The organism is Methanococcus vannielii SB (genome assembly GCF_000017165.1).
GTDB classification, from domain to species: domain Archaea; phylum AGJL01; class Methanococci; order Methanococcales; family Methanococcaceae; genus Methanococcus; species Methanococcus vannielii.
Map to the genome: position 1 here is coordinate 1,618,174 of NC_009634.1, position 15,924 is coordinate 1,634,097.

General features: G+C 29.3%; 17 protein-coding genes. 7 read left to right on the forward strand and 10 right to left on the reverse strand.

What is annotated here, in order from left to right:
• Window positions 1–100 precede the first annotated feature (100 nt).
• The 4 genes from uvrA to MEVAN_RS08240 all read right to left on the reverse strand — a co-directional run bounded on the left by uvrA (window position 101) and on the right by MEVAN_RS08240 (window position 6,242).
• A complete protein-coding gene (gene uvrA, locus MEVAN_RS08225; protein ID WP_048059186.1) occupies window positions 101–2,971 on the reverse strand; it encodes an excinuclease ABC subunit UvrA in 2,871 nt (956 codons plus the stop codon).
• Window positions 2,972–3,304: 333 nt separating this feature from the next.
• Complete coding sequence (locus MEVAN_RS08230) at window positions 3,305–3,508, reverse strand: exodeoxyribonuclease VII small subunit (protein ID WP_012066408.1); 204 nt, start codon at window positions 3,506–3,508, stop codon at window positions 3,305–3,307.
• Window positions 3,508–4,740, reverse strand: coding sequence for an exodeoxyribonuclease VII large subunit (gene xseA / locus MEVAN_RS08235; RefSeq protein ID WP_012066409.1), 1,233 nt, complete (start codon window positions 4,738–4,740; stop codon window positions 3,508–3,510). Before xseA ends, MEVAN_RS08230 begins: the two co-directional genes overlap by 1 nt.
• Window positions 4,741–4,889: 149 nt before the next feature.
• Window positions 4,890–6,242 carry an MATE family efflux transporter gene (locus MEVAN_RS08240; RefSeq protein ID WP_012066410.1) on the reverse strand — a complete coding sequence of 451 codons (1,353 nt, stop codon included), beginning with the start codon at window positions 6,240–6,242 and terminating at the stop codon, window positions 4,890–4,892.
• A gap of 135 nt (window positions 6,243–6,377) precedes the next feature.
• On the opposite strand from MEVAN_RS08240, the gene MEVAN_RS08245 reads away from it, so the two are divergent.
• Entirely contained in the window at window positions 6,378–6,695 is a 318-nt protein-coding gene (locus MEVAN_RS08245; protein ID WP_012066411.1) for a hypothetical protein, read from the forward strand.
• Between the two features lie 112 nt (window positions 6,696–6,807).
• Here MEVAN_RS08245 and MEVAN_RS09005 read toward each other — a convergent pair whose 3' ends face one another.
• Window positions 6,808–6,978 carry a hypothetical protein gene (locus tag MEVAN_RS09005; RefSeq protein ID WP_198002518.1) on the reverse strand — a complete coding sequence of 57 codons (171 nt, stop codon included), beginning with the start codon at window positions 6,976–6,978 and terminating at the stop codon, window positions 6,808–6,810.
• Between the two features lie 123 nt (window positions 6,979–7,101).
• Between MEVAN_RS09005 and MEVAN_RS08250 the strand changes: the two genes are divergently transcribed.
• Together MEVAN_RS08250 and MEVAN_RS08255 are read left to right on the forward strand one after the other, a co-directional pair.
• A complete protein-coding gene (locus tag MEVAN_RS08250) occupies window positions 7,102–7,356 on the forward strand; it encodes a PRC-barrel domain-containing protein (protein WP_012066412.1) in 255 nt (84 codons plus the stop codon).
• 26 nt (window positions 7,357–7,382) lie between these two features.
• On the forward strand, window positions 7,383–8,186 hold the full coding sequence (locus MEVAN_RS08255) for an aspartate dehydrogenase (RefSeq protein ID WP_012066413.1): 804 nt from the start codon (window positions 7,383–7,385) through the stop codon (window positions 8,184–8,186).
• A gap of 136 nt (window positions 8,187–8,322) precedes the next feature.
• Here the strand turns inward: MEVAN_RS08255 and MEVAN_RS08260 are convergent, their stop codons facing one another.
• Window positions 8,323–9,249 carry an EF-Tu/IF-2/RF-3 family GTPase gene (locus MEVAN_RS08260; RefSeq protein ID WP_012066414.1) on the reverse strand — a complete coding sequence of 309 codons (927 nt, stop codon included), beginning with the start codon at window positions 9,247–9,249 and terminating at the stop codon, window positions 8,323–8,325.
• 151 nt (window positions 9,250–9,400) lie between these two features.
• On the opposite strand from MEVAN_RS08260, the gene MEVAN_RS08265 reads away from it, so the two are divergent.
• On the forward strand, window positions 9,401–10,510 hold the full coding sequence (locus MEVAN_RS08265; RefSeq protein ID WP_012066415.1) for a hypothetical protein: 1,110 nt from the start codon (window positions 9,401–9,403) through the stop codon (window positions 10,508–10,510).
• Window positions 10,511–10,664: 154 nt separating this feature from the next.
• Entirely contained in the window at window positions 10,665–11,267 is a 603-nt protein-coding gene (locus MEVAN_RS08270) for a hypothetical protein (protein ID WP_012066416.1), read from the forward strand.
• A gap of 134 nt (window positions 11,268–11,401) precedes the next feature.
• On the opposite strand, the gene MEVAN_RS08275 is transcribed toward MEVAN_RS08270, so the two are convergent.
• Window positions 11,402–12,025, reverse strand: a complete 624-nt coding sequence (locus MEVAN_RS08275; protein WP_012066417.1) for a LysE family translocator — start codon at window positions 12,023–12,025, stop codon at window positions 11,402–11,404.
• A 266-nt stretch (window positions 12,026–12,291) separates the two neighbouring features.
• Here MEVAN_RS08275 and msrB point away from each other — a divergent pair, with 266 nt between their 5' ends.
• Both msrB and MEVAN_RS08285 read left to right on the forward strand, forming a co-directional pair.
• The gene (msrB, locus tag MEVAN_RS08280) at window positions 12,292–12,684 is read left to right on the forward strand and encodes a peptide-methionine (R)-S-oxide reductase MsrB (RefSeq protein ID WP_012066418.1); all 393 of its coding nucleotides are present in this window, start codon (window positions 12,292–12,294) and stop codon (window positions 12,682–12,684) included.
• 70 nt (window positions 12,685–12,754) lie between these two features.
• The gene (locus tag MEVAN_RS08285) at window positions 12,755–13,354 is read left to right on the forward strand and encodes a COG3904 family protein (protein ID WP_048059187.1); all 600 of its coding nucleotides are present in this window, start codon (window positions 12,755–12,757) and stop codon (window positions 13,352–13,354) included.
• A 24-nt stretch (window positions 13,355–13,378) separates the two neighbouring features.
• Here MEVAN_RS08285 and MEVAN_RS08290 read toward each other — a convergent pair whose 3' ends face one another.
• The 3 genes from MEVAN_RS08290 to MEVAN_RS08300 all read right to left on the reverse strand — a co-directional run bounded on the left by MEVAN_RS08290 (window position 13,379) and on the right by MEVAN_RS08300 (window position 15,915).
• Window positions 13,379–14,110, reverse strand: coding sequence for a Bax inhibitor-1/YccA family protein (locus MEVAN_RS08290; protein ID WP_012066420.1), 732 nt, complete (start codon window positions 14,108–14,110; stop codon window positions 13,379–13,381).
• A gap of 122 nt (window positions 14,111–14,232) precedes the next feature.
• Complete coding sequence (locus MEVAN_RS08295) at window positions 14,233–14,460, reverse strand: hypothetical protein (protein WP_012066421.1); 228 nt, start codon at window positions 14,458–14,460, stop codon at window positions 14,233–14,235.
• Window positions 14,461–14,880: 420 nt separating this feature from the next.
• A complete protein-coding gene (locus MEVAN_RS08300) occupies window positions 14,881–15,915 on the reverse strand; it encodes an ATP-binding cassette domain-containing protein (protein ID WP_012066422.1) in 1,035 nt (344 codons plus the stop codon).
• Window positions 15,916–15,924: the final 9 nt, after the last annotated feature.

Genomic DNA, 15,924 nt, shown 5'->3' on the forward strand with positions numbered 1-15,924 from the left:
AAGTTTAAAATAACTTTAAAATAACTTCAAATAATTTTTAAATTAAAAATCAAGTATTTTAAATTTAAATAATTAACAATAAGAATAATAATTAATAATTTTATTTTGAATTTTCAAATATTCGTTTTAAGAATTTTCCAGTATGGCTTTTTTTACAGTTAGATACTTCTTCAGGAGTTCCTTCTGCAATTATCTGCCCCCCAAAATCCCCGCCTTCGGGCCCAAGGTCAATTATATGATCCGCACACTTTATAACATCCAAATTATGTTCAATTATAACTACAGTATTTCCTTTTTCAACTAAGCTGTTAATTACATCAATTAATTTCTTGACGTCGTGAAAATGAAGCCCGGTAGTTGGTTCGTCAAGCAAATAAATAGTTTTTCCAGTAGCTCTTTTTGAAAGCTCACGTGTTAATTTTATTCTCTGTGCTTCCCCGCCAGAAAGTGTTGTTGAACTCTGACCCAATTTTATATAGCCAAGTCCTACATCATAAAGAGTTTTTAATTTATTTGAGATTTGTGGAATATTTTGAAAATGCAAAATGGCTTCTTCAACGCTCATATTAAGCACATCTGAAATTGATATGCCTTTGAATTTTATTTCCAATGTTTCTTTATTGTATCTTGCACCTTTACATTCCTCACACTCGACAAAAACATCGGGTAAAAAATTCATTTCTATTTTTATGACTCCATCCCCCTGACAGTTTTCACATCTTCCGCCTTTTACATTAAAAGAAAATCTGCCGGGTCCGTATCCTTTTATCTTTGCTTCTTTGGTTTCCGCAAAAACTTCCCTTATTTTATCAAATATTTTCGTGTAAGTTGCAGGGTTTGACCTAGGGGTTCTTCCAATCGGACTTTGGTCGATTACAACTACTTTATCGAGTTCTGCATTAATTTCAAGGTTACATTTTTCCTTATCATGAAATGTTTCATAAAGCTGGTCTTCAATGTCAAAGTCTCCTGAAACTGGTTCTTCAGACTTTATTTTTTCTTTTAAGGCAGGATATAGATTATCATATATAAGGGTAGATTTTCCACTTCCGGAAACTCCCGTAATTACCGATAAAACGCCGGTTGGAATTTTAACCGACACATTTTTTAAGTTGTTTTGATTACAGTTTGAAAGCTTAATATTTCCCTTGCTATTTCTTCTTTTCTTTGGAATTTCAATTTTTAATTCGCCAGAAAGGTATTTTCCAGTTAAAGAATCTTTATTTTTTGATATTTCAAGAGGCGTACCGACTGCAACGACTTCTCCACCGTGAACCCCTGCACCGGGGCCCATATCAACTACATAATCAGCATTAAGTATTGTATCTTCGTCATGTTCAACAACAACGAGCGTATTATCTAATGATTTTAGTTTTTTAAGTGTTTCAATTAATTTTTGATTGTCTCGCTGGTGAAGGCCTATTGAAGGCTCATCTAACACATATAGTACTCCAGTTAAATTTGACCCAATTTGTGTTGCAAGCCGAATTCTCTGTGCTTCCCCGCCAGAAAGTGTTCCAGAACGTCTAGAAAGTGTTAAATATCCTAAACCTACATCATTTAAGAATTTTAACCGGGATTTAATTTCTTTAATTACTTGTTTTGCAATTTCGTGTTCTTTATCGGTTAAACCTAAATTTTCAAAGAATTTTTGTAAATTGGAAATTGAAAGGTCAGTTAAATCAATTATGGAATTATTTTCAATTTTTACTGAAAGTGATTTATCTTTTAAACGTTTTCCACTGCATTTAGGGCACAATGTTACCCTCATGAACTTTTCAAGTTCTTTTCTACGGTATTCCGACTTAGTTTCATTATATAAGCGGATAGACTGGGGTATTAGCCCTTCCCATGGCTTATTTTGTGTCCATTCTGATTCACCACTACTTCCAGTTACCTTAAAGTGAATCTTTTCAGGACTTCCATACATTAAAATATCGTACTGTTCTTTTGTAATGTCATGTATGGGCGTTAATACGCTAAATCCAAAATGGTTCGCAACTGATGCAAGTTGTTGTGACCTATAACCATCTAAAAAGTTTCGATAAAGTGAAATTGCATTATCCGCAATACATTTTGTTTTATCAGGTATTATCAATTCTGAATCAAATTCCATCTTAATTCCAAGGCCACTACAGTATTCACAAGCTCCAAAAGGGCTGTTAAATGAAAACATTCTTGGCTGGAGCTCTTCAAAAGAAATTCCGCATATTGGACAGGCTAAATTAGTTGAATAAATTCTTTCTAACGGCTTTTGGTCTTTTGAATATCCAGATATAATTATTAGGCCCCCTGAACGCCCAACTGCTCTTTCGCATGCTTCAACTAGTCTTGAACGGTCATCTTTTGGATTTAAACGGTCAATTACAACTTCAATGTCATGTTTTTTATATCTTTCAAGACTAATTTCTTCATCAGTTCGATAAATATCTCCATTAACTCTTACACGAGTAAATCCTTCTGAATTTAGGTCTTTAATTAGTTTTTGATACGTTCCCTTCTTCTGCCGTACAATTGGGGAAAGTATTGTAGTGTTTTCAAAAAACTCTTCTTCTATTTTTTCAGCGATTTTTTCAGGACTTTGTGATTCTATTTTTATATTATGTATTGGGCAATGAGGGATGCCTATTCTTGCATAAAGCAACCTTAAATAGTCGTAAATTTCAGTAACTGTTCCAACAGTACTTCTTGGATTTTTACTGGTTGTTTTCTGCTGTATTGCAATTGCAGGAGATAATCCTTCAATGCTATCTACATCAGGTTTATTCATGAGCCCTAAAAACTGCCTAGCGTATGCAGAAAGCGATTCAACATATCTTCTTTGACCTTCCGCATATATCGTATCAAAAGCTATTGTAGATTTTCCAGAGCCTGAAACACCCGTTACTACGATTAAATTATTCCTTGGGAGATTTAAAGAAATATTTTTTAAATTATGCTCTCTAGCGCCTTTAATTACGATGCTTTTCATACTATCCATCATTTCAATCTTTTTATTAAATCATGTTAATTATATTAAATCATGTTAATAAATAGGAAATAGTCTTTAATTATAACTTAATCCTTTAAACCTTAATAAAATATATGTGCTAGGGTATAAAATAATGCGTTTAAAAATCATATTAAAATTAAGTGTAAATTAAAAAAGTGATTATAAAAAATCTTTTAGAAATTTAGTTTAACAATCGTTTTACGGCTCTTTTAATCTTTTTAATGCATAATGTAGTTAAACTTGATAAAAAAATAATTACTGACAAATAATATAGTTATATTTATATTTAATATAATGTAGTTAGCTGTCAAATTATTCGTCTAAAAAATCTACTTCAAAAGATTTTGAAAGTATTTTTATTTTTCCATCAGCTTCATTCAACATTTTATATAGTTTGTTGCATAAAATTATTCCTTTTTCATAGTTTTTCATTGCTTCTTCAAGAGATAATTCTTCATTTTCCATTAAATTTACAATATTTTCGAGGTTTTCGATCAAATCTTCGTATTTTTCCATTATCTCACCCTATCTTTTAAAGTAATATTTACATCTACAATTCCATCTTTAAATATTATTTTTAATTCTTTTTTTGACTTTAATAATTCTTTAGAGCTTATTATTCTTCCATCAGGATTTTGAATTATCGTGTACCCTTTATTAAGTACATTTAATGGATTATACGCATTTAAAAGAGAATGGGCCTTTTCAAAACGCTTTAACTCGTATGCAAATTTATTTTTAATTTCGTGAGTTATTAATGCATTGTAACGTTCAAGAATTGCTTTTTGTTTTTCAATTTTTGAGTTAGGGCTGTTTTTTTCAAACTTTGAATACAAAAAATCTACTTCATAAGCTTTCTTTGAAATGTCAGTTAAAATTTTCGTACTTAGGTTTTTTTCAAGATTTTTCAATTTTGAAATTAATTCAAATTCATTAAATACTGAAATTTCAGCAGCATTTGAAGGAGTTGCTGCCCTTAAATCGCTTACAAAATCTGCTATTGTAAAGTCTATTTCATGCCCTATTCCTGTAACTATTGGTTTTTCTGATTTAAAAATGGCTCTTGCAAGTGATTCATCGTTAAAACACCATAAATCTTCAATTGCACCCCCTCCTCGTGCTAGAATTATTAAATCGATATCTTTATGATTATTAAGCTTGGAAATTCCGTTTATTATCTCAGAAGGCGCATTTTCACCCTGAACTGATGCAGGATATATCAATAAATTAACTGACCGATTTCTAAGTCTTGTAACCTTTATAATATCCGTTAATGCAGCTCCGGTTGGTGATGTTATTATTCCAATATTTTTTGCATATCTTGGAATTTTTTTCTTTTTTAATTCATCAAAAAGTCCTTCTTTTTCAAGTTTTTCCTTTAATTTTTCAAATTTTATGTATAACTCGCCGATTCCCTCCTTTTCCATAGAATTACAGTAAACTTGGTACTTTCCAGTTTTAGCATATATTGAAACCTTTCCTGTAACTATTACTTTTATTCCATCTTTTGGAATAAAATTAAGGAGCCGTGCATCCCCTTTAAACATTACGCAGTCAATTGCGCCTTCTTCATCTTTTAGTGTAAAATAAATATGTCCTGACCGATGTAGTATGCAATTGGAAATTTCTCCTTTGATTGAAGCACGTTTTAATATTAAATCATTTTCTAAAGTGTTTTTCACGTATAAATTTAATTCTGAAACAGACAATGTGTTTGAAAAAGCACTTTCTAATGTTAGTTGGAGCATAATTATTACCGTGACATTTACCTTGGTTTTAATTTTTTCTTTTTTAACTATTTAAATAATAAACACAAGGAGTATTACTATTAAAAATGTATTAATTTATAAATTAAGTATTATTAATTTAACTTTATTATTGTACTAAGGGTTCATTTTTAAATATCTTTTTTTGCCCAGATATTTTTTTTAACACTTCTAAAGAAAAAAAATAACCCAAATAAAAGACATAAGTATTCTGAAAATACCGTTGAAAGCCATATTCCGCTAACTCCAAGATACTTTGGAAAAATAAGCAGAGCTGGTATAATAAATAAAATGCTTCGCCCTAATGAGAGAAAACCTGCAATTTTTGAGTTTTCTGTTGCTTGAAAGTACAGTATTATAATCATTGAAATTCCAAGGATTAAAAGTGAAAAATTATGAATAATAAGACCATGCACTGTTTGGGTAACTAATAATGCATCATATGGGTTAAATACATGTATAATTTTTTTTGGATACCTTAAAATTAAAATAAACGATATTATCCCCATTAAAAAATTTATAAATATCGCCTTTTTTAAAACTTCAAAAACTCTTTTAAATTTCTTTGCACCATAATTATAACTAATTAGCGGTTGGATGCCATCAGATATTCCTAAATATCCCATATATAAAAAAGAGGTAACATATATCACGATACCATATGCAGAAACGTCAATGGAACTTCCGTAACGTAAAAATTGAATATTATGAATAAGCATTAAAAATCCAAAAGCCAATTCCATTATAAACGGCGAAAAACCTGTTTTTAAGATTTTTACTATTGTTATATATTCTAAATGTATTTTATTTTTTTGAAAAACAAGGTTTGACGTTCCAAATATAAAGTGGTGTAGATATATCAAAGAACCTAATGTTTGTGCAATAATTGTTGCAAATGCGGCACCAAGTACTCCGAAATTAAGTATTGCAATTAAAATATAATCTAAAACAATGTTAGATATTGACACTATTATTAAAATATACATGGATTTTTTCGGAAAGCCATCATTTCTTAAAATTGCATCAAGGGAATATGCAGTAATTGTTGCAAGGCTTCCAAAAATAATTACTCTAGAATAATTTAAAACGTAAGATTCAAGGTTTTTTGGAATATTCATAATTTCTATTAAATTATTCAATAGTAATGAACCAAAAAATGTAATAAATGTTCCAAATATTAAAATATAGATTAAAGAAACACTTAATATTGCATTTGCTCCGTTAAAATCTCTTTTCCCAAGCTTAACGGATATATTTGCACAAGCTCCGTAACCAATCATTAGTCCAATAGATCCTACTGCAACAGAAATGGGAAATGCAAGTGTTACTCCTGCAAGGCCGTCAGTACCAACGTATCTACCGATAAAAATGCCGTCAATAATGCTGTAAATTCCAATTATTGTAGTTCCAAGAACTGATGGAACTAAATACCTAGCCAATAATTTATTAATGTTTTCAAGTCCTAAATCGTAAACTTGTTTCATAAAAAACCTTATAATTTGGCTTTACTTTTGGCACATACTAAGATTAATATCTATTTTTGTTAGATAATAAATATATACTTCTTTTAATAAATTTTATTTAGGTGTCGGACATGGAACAATTATATGGGGGATACCATGATAAAATATTTGGGCACAATTTCTGAAAATGAAGTAATTCTTAGAAATATTGAGTATTTAACTAATAAAAATCATAAATATACTTCTGAACTGTTGCCTGATGCTATTAAAAAAATATTATTTGGAATAGAAGCTGTAACAATGGCTGAAAAACTCCTGCCTGAAATTGAAAATGATAGAATTAAAAAAGACCTTGAAAAAATACTATTTTCCGAGAAAGAAAGTTTGATTGACCATGTTACAGTTTTACTAAACTACGAATATACTCGAAGCGGACATAATTTATCAAACTGTAAATTAATTTATTTAGAATAATTGCCGTAAAATATAAACTTATCTTTAAAAAGCTGTTTTAAAATTAATAATCTATTTAATTACTTTAAGTAGCAAAAACTTAAACATGCAACTATGAAATTTAAAATTGAAATTAAATCTTTTTTTCAGAAATCCATTCTTCCCATTTTATAAGCTTATATCCTTCAACCATGACGGCATTTCTTATTATTCCAAGTATTTCAGCAGAATTTTTATCATGAACGATTTTTTCCCAAATATCCCCGTCCTTTTCAAAATAAAATTTAGTATAGTTAATAGGCATAACTTTCACCTTGAAAACAATTAATAAAACATATAAACTAAGTACATTAAAAATATTATAGATTAATAAATGTTTATATAATATTGTTTATATTATGAAAATGAGTTTAAAAGGAGGAATAATATGGCAATCAAAATTAGCGACTTATTAAACAAAAAAATATACACAACTGAGGCTATTTATGTTGGAAAGGTATACGATGCAATGGTTGATACCGATAAGGCTGCAATAAGTGGTATTGTTATTACTGATGTTTCAAGCGGATGCTTAAATGAAACTATTGATGATCCTACAAAGAAAATAGTACTGCCATTTAATCTAATCTCCGCAATTGGGAACATTATTTTAATAAAACCTCCTATTACAGGTAAATTTTAATTTATCAAACGCCCTTGGGGTTAAAAATGTTAAAAGTCGGGATTGTAGGCTGTGGTGCAGTAGCATCACTTATAACAAAAGCACTGCTTTCGGAAAGAATACCTAAAGCAAGGGTTTTGGCGTTTTATGATGTAAATTATGAAAAAGCAAAAAAACTTTCAGAAGAAACTGGGGCAGAATCCTGTGTTTCAATTGACGAACTTGTATCAAAAGATCTCGATTTAATTTTGGAATGTGCATCAGTAAGTGCAGTCGAAGAAACTGTATTAAAATCTATCTTAAGTGGAAAAGATGTTATAATAATGAGTGTAGGGGCTTTTGCTAATAAAAAATTGTTTTTGAATCTTTATAAGCTTGCTGAAGAAAAAAACCAAAAAATATATGTTCCATCAGGTGCAGTTGCAGGAATTGATGCAATTAAGGCAGGATCATTAGGTCAAATATCTGATGTTACCTTAACAACAACAAAACCAGTTATGGGATTAAAAGATGCAATACTAGATTTGGGGCTGAAACCTGAGGAAATAACGGAACCAAAAGTGGTTTTCGAAGGAAATGTTTTCGAAGCTATTTCAAAATTTCCCCAAAACATAAATGTTTCAGTAGTACTTTCACTAGCTTCTAAATATCCCGCAAAGGTTAAAATTATTGCAGACCCCAATTTAATTGTAAACCGGCACGAAATATTAGTTAAGGGCTCAATTGGAACAATTAAAACATGTGTTGAAAATAACCCTTGTAAGGATAATCCAAAAACGTCTGCACTTGCTGCATTTTCAGTTATGCGGTTGATAAAAGATTTATCTGAACCTATTCGAATAGGGACGTAAAATTAGGAATAGGGGGCTAAAAATATAAGGTATGTACGTAAAAAACAATTAAAACATATTATTTTTATATCTTAAACATAATTTAATATTTAATCTTATTAATTTTAATAAATATTTAAAAACGTTTTCAAGGGCATTATATCTTAGAAACACCCAAAACTCTTACTTTTGCACTTCCATCCAATAGCACAAATATATCGCCTGATTCATAACATACGGGTTTTAAAAGGCTTAATTTTAATCTGTTACCATTCTTTGAATCGACTTTACAGCTTACCGTCTGTAATCCAACGACTATCTGGTATCCTTCTCCAGAAATAATTTCTTTAGTCATGTACGGATTCCAAGTCATTTCTAGTTCAACTTTATCTGAGACGCTTAAATTTCCGTTTGAAAGAACAAGGCCTCTTTCTAAATCGTCAACATCAATTCCTTTTAATGCAAGACCGACTCTTGAATTTGTTTTAGCTTCTTTAACATCCCTATCATGGACTTGAATACTCTTTACCATGGCTTTAGCGGTTTTAGGATAAATTCTTAAATTATCATGAACAGAAACATTTCCTTTTTCTACCTTTCCCAATATTACTGTTCCAACGCTTCTTACCGAAAAAAAATGGTCAATCGGGATTTTTACGTATTCGCTACTTTTTTCAACTTCTGGAAGCTTCACCATTTTTTCCCTTATTTTTATGTAGTCCTTTTCTAAAATTTCAAAGTTTTTCATAGATGTGTTTGAAATAATAGATTTTAGCTGGTTTATATCAACGTATTCCCCTACAACAAAAAAACCCCTTTCAACACCAAATAAATTAAGTGTTAAAAGTGTTTCCCCAATTTCGGGCTTTATTTCATCAATAAATACTAGAGCGTAGTCCATCATATTAATAGCATATATTAATGGATGAATTCTCTCAGGATACCTCGTAGGTTCAATAAATACTGCTGAATCATCGCCATTTTTGTAATTATAAAGCGTAATATCCGTAGAAGTTCCTTTTTTTGCAATATTTTTACCTGCATCTTCAAAGTCACCAAAAATTCCAATTGCGACATCCGTCATAATTTCACCATGTTTCGATTAAACGTGTAGTTTTAAATTACCGTTTTTAAATATAAATATATACACCACGAATTTTAAAATCCTTTAAAATCAATATTAAATTAACGTATTTTAAACTTCAAAAAATAACTAGTGGCTAAAGGGATTTACGATGAAAAAAATCGTTATATGCTGTATTATACTTTTTACAGGGCTATGTGGATGTATTTTGGACTTGAATGATTTTTTTGACTACCAAAATAATGTTTCAAGTGAAATTTTAGTTCCAATAGATTTAAATTCCTTTGAAAGAAGCGAAGAATTAGGCAATGAAGTTAAAAATCAAGAAATTAACGAAATTGATGAGTATTATATTCGTACATACGTATGGAATTATAATGGGGATGAGTGGTCATGGGACTTAAAAATCCCAAAATCGGCTTTTGAATATTATTCTAATAAACCTCATAATCGTGAAGACAACTATGCACAATATGCACTTTCTGACTACGATAAAACGTATTTAAACTACATGGTTCAAAGTTTTAAGGAAGTTTCAAAACAAAAAAATTATTCTGACTACGATACTGTCTTATTCATAATTTCATTTGTGCAATCCCTTGAATACGCCTCAGATGACGTTACAACAGGTTATGATGAGTACCCTAGATATCCGATAGAAACACTCGTAAATATAGGTGGAGACTGTGAAGATACATCAATACTGGCTGCTGCACTTTTAAATGAACTCGGATATGATGTAGTACTACTTGAACTTCCAAGACACATGGCTATCGGGATTAGGGGGGGTAAGGGTATTTATGGTACTTATTACCAGTATAATGGTAATAACTACTACTATCTTGAAACAACCGGTAAAAATTGGGATATCGGGGAAATTCCTGAAGAATACTTTGGAAAAAATGCTATAGTACGACCTTTAATTCAAATTCCTAGGATGCATATGGAATTTTACGCCCAAAAAATAGGTCAAGATAGATTTTATGAATACTACAATGTACGGTGCAATATTGAACACATCGGTTCAGGAATTGCAAAAGACTTGAAATTAGATATTTATGCAACAAAACTTGAAAATGTAGAAAATTATATGTGGACATCATACCAGACATTAAATCTTGGAGATTATTCTGAAGGGAGTACTTTAGAAGTAGAAACAGTTTTAAAAATTCCTAAAAATACTCGTACTAAAATTTACTGCACGTTATATGGTGAAAACATTAAAGAAATAGAAATTTCAACTAAAGAATTTTATACCTAGATACTATTTTTATTTAAAAATATTTTTTAATCGTATTATTAATGAAATTTAAATTGATTTAAACATTGTTCGGCGTATCTCGAACAAAATCCTTATTTTTATATTGTTTTAAGTAGGAATTTAACTTGAACACAAGATAATTTTGAGGTATATCATGAAAAAAAATAATATGTTAATTGGCGTACTTTTAGCATTTTGCTGCTGCTTGATTGTAGCAAGCTTTGCATTTTTTCCAAAAGATGCTAATTTAGATAATAACGTACTTGAAAATGGTGAAAAAAACCACGAAAAAATTGTTGGAGTTATAGAATTCATAGAATCTTTTGAAAAGTACGAAAGATTACATATAATTGGCGGTAATGGTAATAAATATGTAGTAAACGTACAAAATGATACCAAAATTGAATTTTTGGAGTTTTCAAAATCAGAAATTTCAGTTGGCGGGTTAATTGAGGTTAAATATAATGGGGTAATGACAAAGTCTCTTCCACCAATATTAAATGCGGATTCATTAATATACTATCCAAAAGAGATCGTAACTACTGGAAAAGTACTTGAAATTGGGGAAATGAATGGATATAAACGATTTTTAATTGAAGGGGAAAACAGTCTTTGTTATGTGACTGTTACTAACGATACAATTATTTCTGGAAATCTAAGTGACGTAAAAATAGACGATATTGTTACATACACTTCAATAATCCAGCTTTTAAGTTACCCTGGACAGTGTGCTGCAATACACTTTATAGTATGGTAAGGTAGGCTGACTAAAAATATTATCAAAAACGAGTAACTTATGTTTGAAATATATTCTTTATTTTTAAATTAATTTTTATTTTTACGATATTTACAATAATATTGTTTTATTTTTACAATAATATCGCTATTATATTACCGTTCAAAAAATGCTAATTTAATTCCCAATATTCCAAAAACGCTTGCTTTTAATGGGCAGACATATTTTTGGAATTTTTTATTTTCAAATACTTTTAAACTAACAGCATTTGAAAGAATTGAAACGGCTGAAAAAATTAAAATTGCTTGAATCGTAAAAATAATTCCCAATATTATCATTTGAATGGGTATATTGCCATAATCAGAATTTACAAACTGCGGGAGGAATGCTAAAAAGAAAAGTGAAACTTTTGGGTTTAATAAATTCATGAAAATTCCTTTTCTATATAAATTTACTGGCTCTTTAACTACTGTTTTTTCAAAATTAGAACCATTTTTTTCAAAAAGTGCATTAATTGAAAGGTAAATTAAGTATGCTGCTCCAACGTACTTAACTAAACTAAATCCAAGTGCAGAATTATATATTATTGCTGAAATTCCAACTGATGCAGCAATAGTATGCATAATTAATCCCGTACATAGTCCAAATGCAGTTAAAATACCTGCTTTTTTTCCATTTGAAATGCTTTGAACGGTTACAAACAAAATGTCAGGGCCGGGTAAAAGGGTCAACACAATTGATGTACTTATAAAATAAAATAAGTTTGAATATTCTATCAAAATTTCACCCAAACGTCATATTCTTTAATTTTAAATTTAATTAGCTTTAAACGTAAATTAAACAAAAAATTTAACGCTAAAAGATTTTACCGTATGAACAATACTTAAATAGTCCAAATTTTGGGCTGTTTTTACATAATATCCCTTTTAATAATATTTAAAAGTAATGAAAAACTAAAAAATAATTTATACTGATAAATTTATAAATTAATTTAAGAATCTTAAAATCGATTTGGTGTTACAATATATAACTTGGAGTTATAACTATGAAAAAGGTTAATAAATCTGAAAAAGAATGGGAAGAGATTTTAACGCCTGAACAATTTTTAGTTACTCGAAAAAAAGGAACTGAACCTCCATTTTCTGGAAAATACTATAATAATAAAGAAAAAGGAACATATTTATGTTCAAACTGTAAATCTGAATTATTTAGCCCTAACACAAAATATGATAGTAGTTCAGGTTGGCCAAGCTTTTATGCACCAATATTAAAAGAAAGTATAATATGCATTCAAGATAATTCATGCAATATTAAAAGAACTGAAGTAGTATGTGCAGTATGCAACGCACATTTAGGACATGTTTTTGACGATGGGCCAAAACCCACTGGAAAAAGATACTGTATTAATTCCATTTCACTTGAATTTTTAAAACTATAGTAAAAAAATGGTATTTAAATAAGTTATGGGGTTAATTTTAATTTAAATTTTAAATTCTATGGATGATAAGATGACTATCAAAAAACTAACAGGTTTTTTTGTTATACTTTTAGTATTTACTGGATTTACCGTTTATTATTCTGAAAAAATTTCTGGGCACGTTCAAAAATCAAATCCTGCAACTTTTGAAGTTCGAGGAAGTGAGGCTATAATGGTTGGAGTTATAAATGAAGATATAGTGGAAAAAGTAAGTACTCTAATACATGACTATCCAAAAGTAAATAAAATCGTTCTTTTAAATGTTCCGGGATCTAAAAATAGCTGGAAAACAATTGAAGCCGGAAAAATTGTCCGTAAAAATGGATTAAATACTCATGTTCCCAAAAATGGCTACATTGCATCTGGAGGAACGGTATTTTTCTGTGCAGGGATAAATCGGACGGTTGAATCCGGTGCAATAGTTGGGGTTCATTCTTGGAGCAATAATATAATTGACGATGCATCAATACTCCCAAAAAACCACCCTTATCACAAGGTATATTTAGACTACTTTGAAGAAATGGGCATATCTGATGAATTTTACTGGTTTATGATAGAATCTGCCCCGTCATTTAGAATGCATTATATGACAGAATATGAACTAAAAAAATATGGGTTAATTACTAATTAAAGAATTTTACCATTAACAATTTAATTAATCCCTACTTCTTAATTTAGATAGGAGCCTTAATATTTCCAAGTAAAGCCATATTAAAGTTACCATAAGGCCAAATGCCCCGTACCATTCCATGTATTTTGGTGCGCCGTATCTTTCGCCCCGCTCTATAAAATCGAAGTCTAAAACAAGATTTAAAGCAGCGATTATTACAACAAAAAGGCTGAATAGTATTCCAACTGGCCCGCTACCAAAGATTAACGGTATGGAAATTCCAAAAAATCCTAAAATCATGGATATTATATAAGTTAGTGCAATTCCGCCTGTTGCAGCAACAATACCGAGCTTAAAATTTTCAGTTGCACGAACTATTCTTAATTTATATGCAAAGAGTAGGCTAAACAATACTCCAAAAGTCGCTAAAACTGCTTGAAATACAATTCCTGGGTAAGATAACTCAAAAAATCCAGATATTAGCCCTAAAAAAATCCCCTGAAAAATAGAATAAATAGGAACTGTTATACCTGACCATTCTTTTTTAAATATGGTTATAATTGCAATAACAAATCCCATTATTGGGGCCAGTATCATGATAAGTCCAGAATATGCACTTAAAAATATCATATCCCATGCAAAAAATGCAGAAATTGAAACTATTGCTAGCGAAATCAATGTTTTATTAACGGTCCCATTAATAGTCATTGATTCATTCCCATAGTTATTAAATTCTCTAAAAACACTTTCAGATAGTGCTGGATTACTTGTTCTCACGTAAATCACCTTGATAATGCGTTAAAATATTTAAGATTATACTTATAAAGAATAATCTATACGTATAAAAATATGTCCACTATAAACTTAGAAAATAGTAAGAAATAAAAAATTATAAAAAACTACTTATTGTTAAAAAGTTTTAAAATTCGTCTACCTTCGTCTGAAATGTTAAATAGCACGGTTTTATCATTTACTGTAACTTCAATTATATTAAAATTGATAAGTTTTGCAATATCCTCAGAACTTATTTTGGTATTTTCTTTTGTTGAAATGACTTCGGAAAACCCCTTACTACCAATATACTCTAAAGCTTCAATTATTCCTTTTTTAGCTAAAAGTTCATCCAAAAAAATCACCGGATTTGATAATTACTAATAAACTAATGGATTAACTAATATTTCACGTTTTTATTTTTAAACTTTTTTATCGTTAACAAATCAATAATGTATTAAAAGGTGAATTACATGATTTTAAATTATGTTTAAAGTCAAGACCTAAAATTAATGAAACAATTTTTAAAATTTTACTAGTAGTTAAATTACCCGAAAACAAGTTATTTTAAAAAGAAATTTTGGAAAGTATAATAGTATTTATATTTTCATCAACTGCAAAAACTAAAACATAATTTTTTATCCATATGTACTTTTTTTAAATTATTAAGGGGCTTTTTTAAATTTTTGTAGTGATTTTGGATTTTAGATAGTTTCGATAAAACATTGTCTAAATTTTTTGTAATTTTTGATAACTACATTAATTATTCCATTACTTTAAAAATTACCCCCTATTATTGAATATGATTCAATGTAAAAATTTATCGAATCCCCCTTTTTAAACGGATTTTTGATAATTTTCGTATTCGAAACTTCTGAAATAATGTCTACACCGTTAAATTCAATTGTTATTTTGGAATTGAATGGTTCTTCAAAAATATTTTTTATTTTTCCATTATGTGTATTAAATGGTACTAAAACATTTTTTGGTAGGATTTTAACGTCTTTTGAAAATATTCCTATTAAAGAATTTTCAGATAAATTTTCAATTTCATTTTTTATGGTTTTTAATGTATTTGAAGTGTTATTCTCTTTTAATTTACCAATTGGCAAAATATTTTTAACTCCTAAAAATTGGGCAACAAATATATTTTTTGGATTTTTAATAATATTTTTTAATGTCCCAGACTGCTCAATTATCCCGTTTTTAACAATTGCCATATTTTTTGAGAGGACAACTGCTTCTAAAAAGTCATGGGTAACATGAATGAAGGTAACACTTGAAGACGTATGTATTTCCTTTAAATCATAAAGTAATTTTTCGTGAATTAACCTATCAAGTGAAGAAAGCGGTTCATCAAGCAGTATTATCTTTGGTTCCATTATAAGTGCCATTCCAAGTGCAACCCGTTGCTGTTCGCCACTACTTATTTTTTTAGGGTTTTTATCGAGTAAATGTGAAATGTTTAACAGATTAGAAATTTTATTTACTTTAACGTCTCTTTCAGATTTTTTTAAATTTTTTATGCCGTATTCAATGTTTTTTCTGACCGATAGATGGGGGAAAAGATATTTTCCATTACAAAGAACAATTTTTCGTTCGTGAAGTGGTTTATTCGTAATATCTTCACCATCAAGCAGTATTTTACCGGAATCTGGTTTTTTATATCCTGCAATCATTTCTAAAATTGTTGTTTTACCGCTACCACTTAAACCAAGTATTACAAAGTAATCATTATCTTTGATATCTAAGTTTTCAAGGTTAATTTCAAAATTACTAAGTTTCTTTTTTAAATTCCTAATCGAAAGCATAATTTTTCC

Coding starts and splice junctions, on each gene's coding strand:
- uvrA (WP_048059186.1), bottom strand. CDS start 2,971: ATGAAAAGCATCGTAATTAAAGGCGCTAGAGAGCATAATTTAAAAAAT.
- MEVAN_RS08230 (WP_012066408.1), bottom strand. CDS start 3,508: ATGGAAAAATACGAAGATTTGATCGAAAACCTCGAAAATATTGTAAAT.
- xseA (WP_012066409.1), bottom strand. CDS start 4,740: ATGCTCCAACTAACATTAGAAAGTGCTTTTTCAAACACATTGTCTGTT.
- MEVAN_RS08240 (WP_012066410.1), bottom strand. CDS start 6,242: ATGAAACAAGTTTACGATTTAGGACTTGAAAACATTAATAAATTATTG.
- MEVAN_RS08245 (WP_012066411.1), top strand. CDS start 6,378: ATGATAAAATATTTGGGCACAATTTCTGAAAATGAAGTAATTCTTAGA.
- MEVAN_RS09005 (WP_198002518.1), bottom strand. CDS start 6,978: ATGCCTATTAACTATACTAAATTTTATTTTGAAAAGGACGGGGATATT.
- MEVAN_RS08250 (WP_012066412.1), top strand. CDS start 7,102: ATGGCAATCAAAATTAGCGACTTATTAAACAAAAAAATATACACAACT.
- MEVAN_RS08255 (WP_012066413.1), top strand. CDS start 7,383: ATGTTAAAAGTCGGGATTGTAGGCTGTGGTGCAGTAGCATCACTTATA.
- MEVAN_RS08260 (WP_012066414.1), bottom strand. CDS start 9,249: ATGACGGATGTCGCAATTGGAATTTTTGGTGACTTTGAAGATGCAGGT.
- MEVAN_RS08265 (WP_012066415.1), top strand. CDS start 9,401: ATGAAAAAAATCGTTATATGCTGTATTATACTTTTTACAGGGCTATGT.
- MEVAN_RS08270 (WP_012066416.1), top strand. CDS start 10,665: ATGAAAAAAAATAATATGTTAATTGGCGTACTTTTAGCATTTTGCTGC.
- msrB (WP_012066418.1), top strand. CDS start 12,292: ATGAAAAAGGTTAATAAATCTGAAAAAGAATGGGAAGAGATTTTAACG.
- MEVAN_RS08285 (WP_048059187.1), top strand. CDS start 12,755: ATGACTATCAAAAAACTAACAGGTTTTTTTGTTATACTTTTAGTATTT.
- MEVAN_RS08300 (WP_012066422.1), bottom strand. CDS start 15,915: ATGCTTTCGATTAGGAATTTAAAAAAGAAACTTAGTAATTTTGAAATT.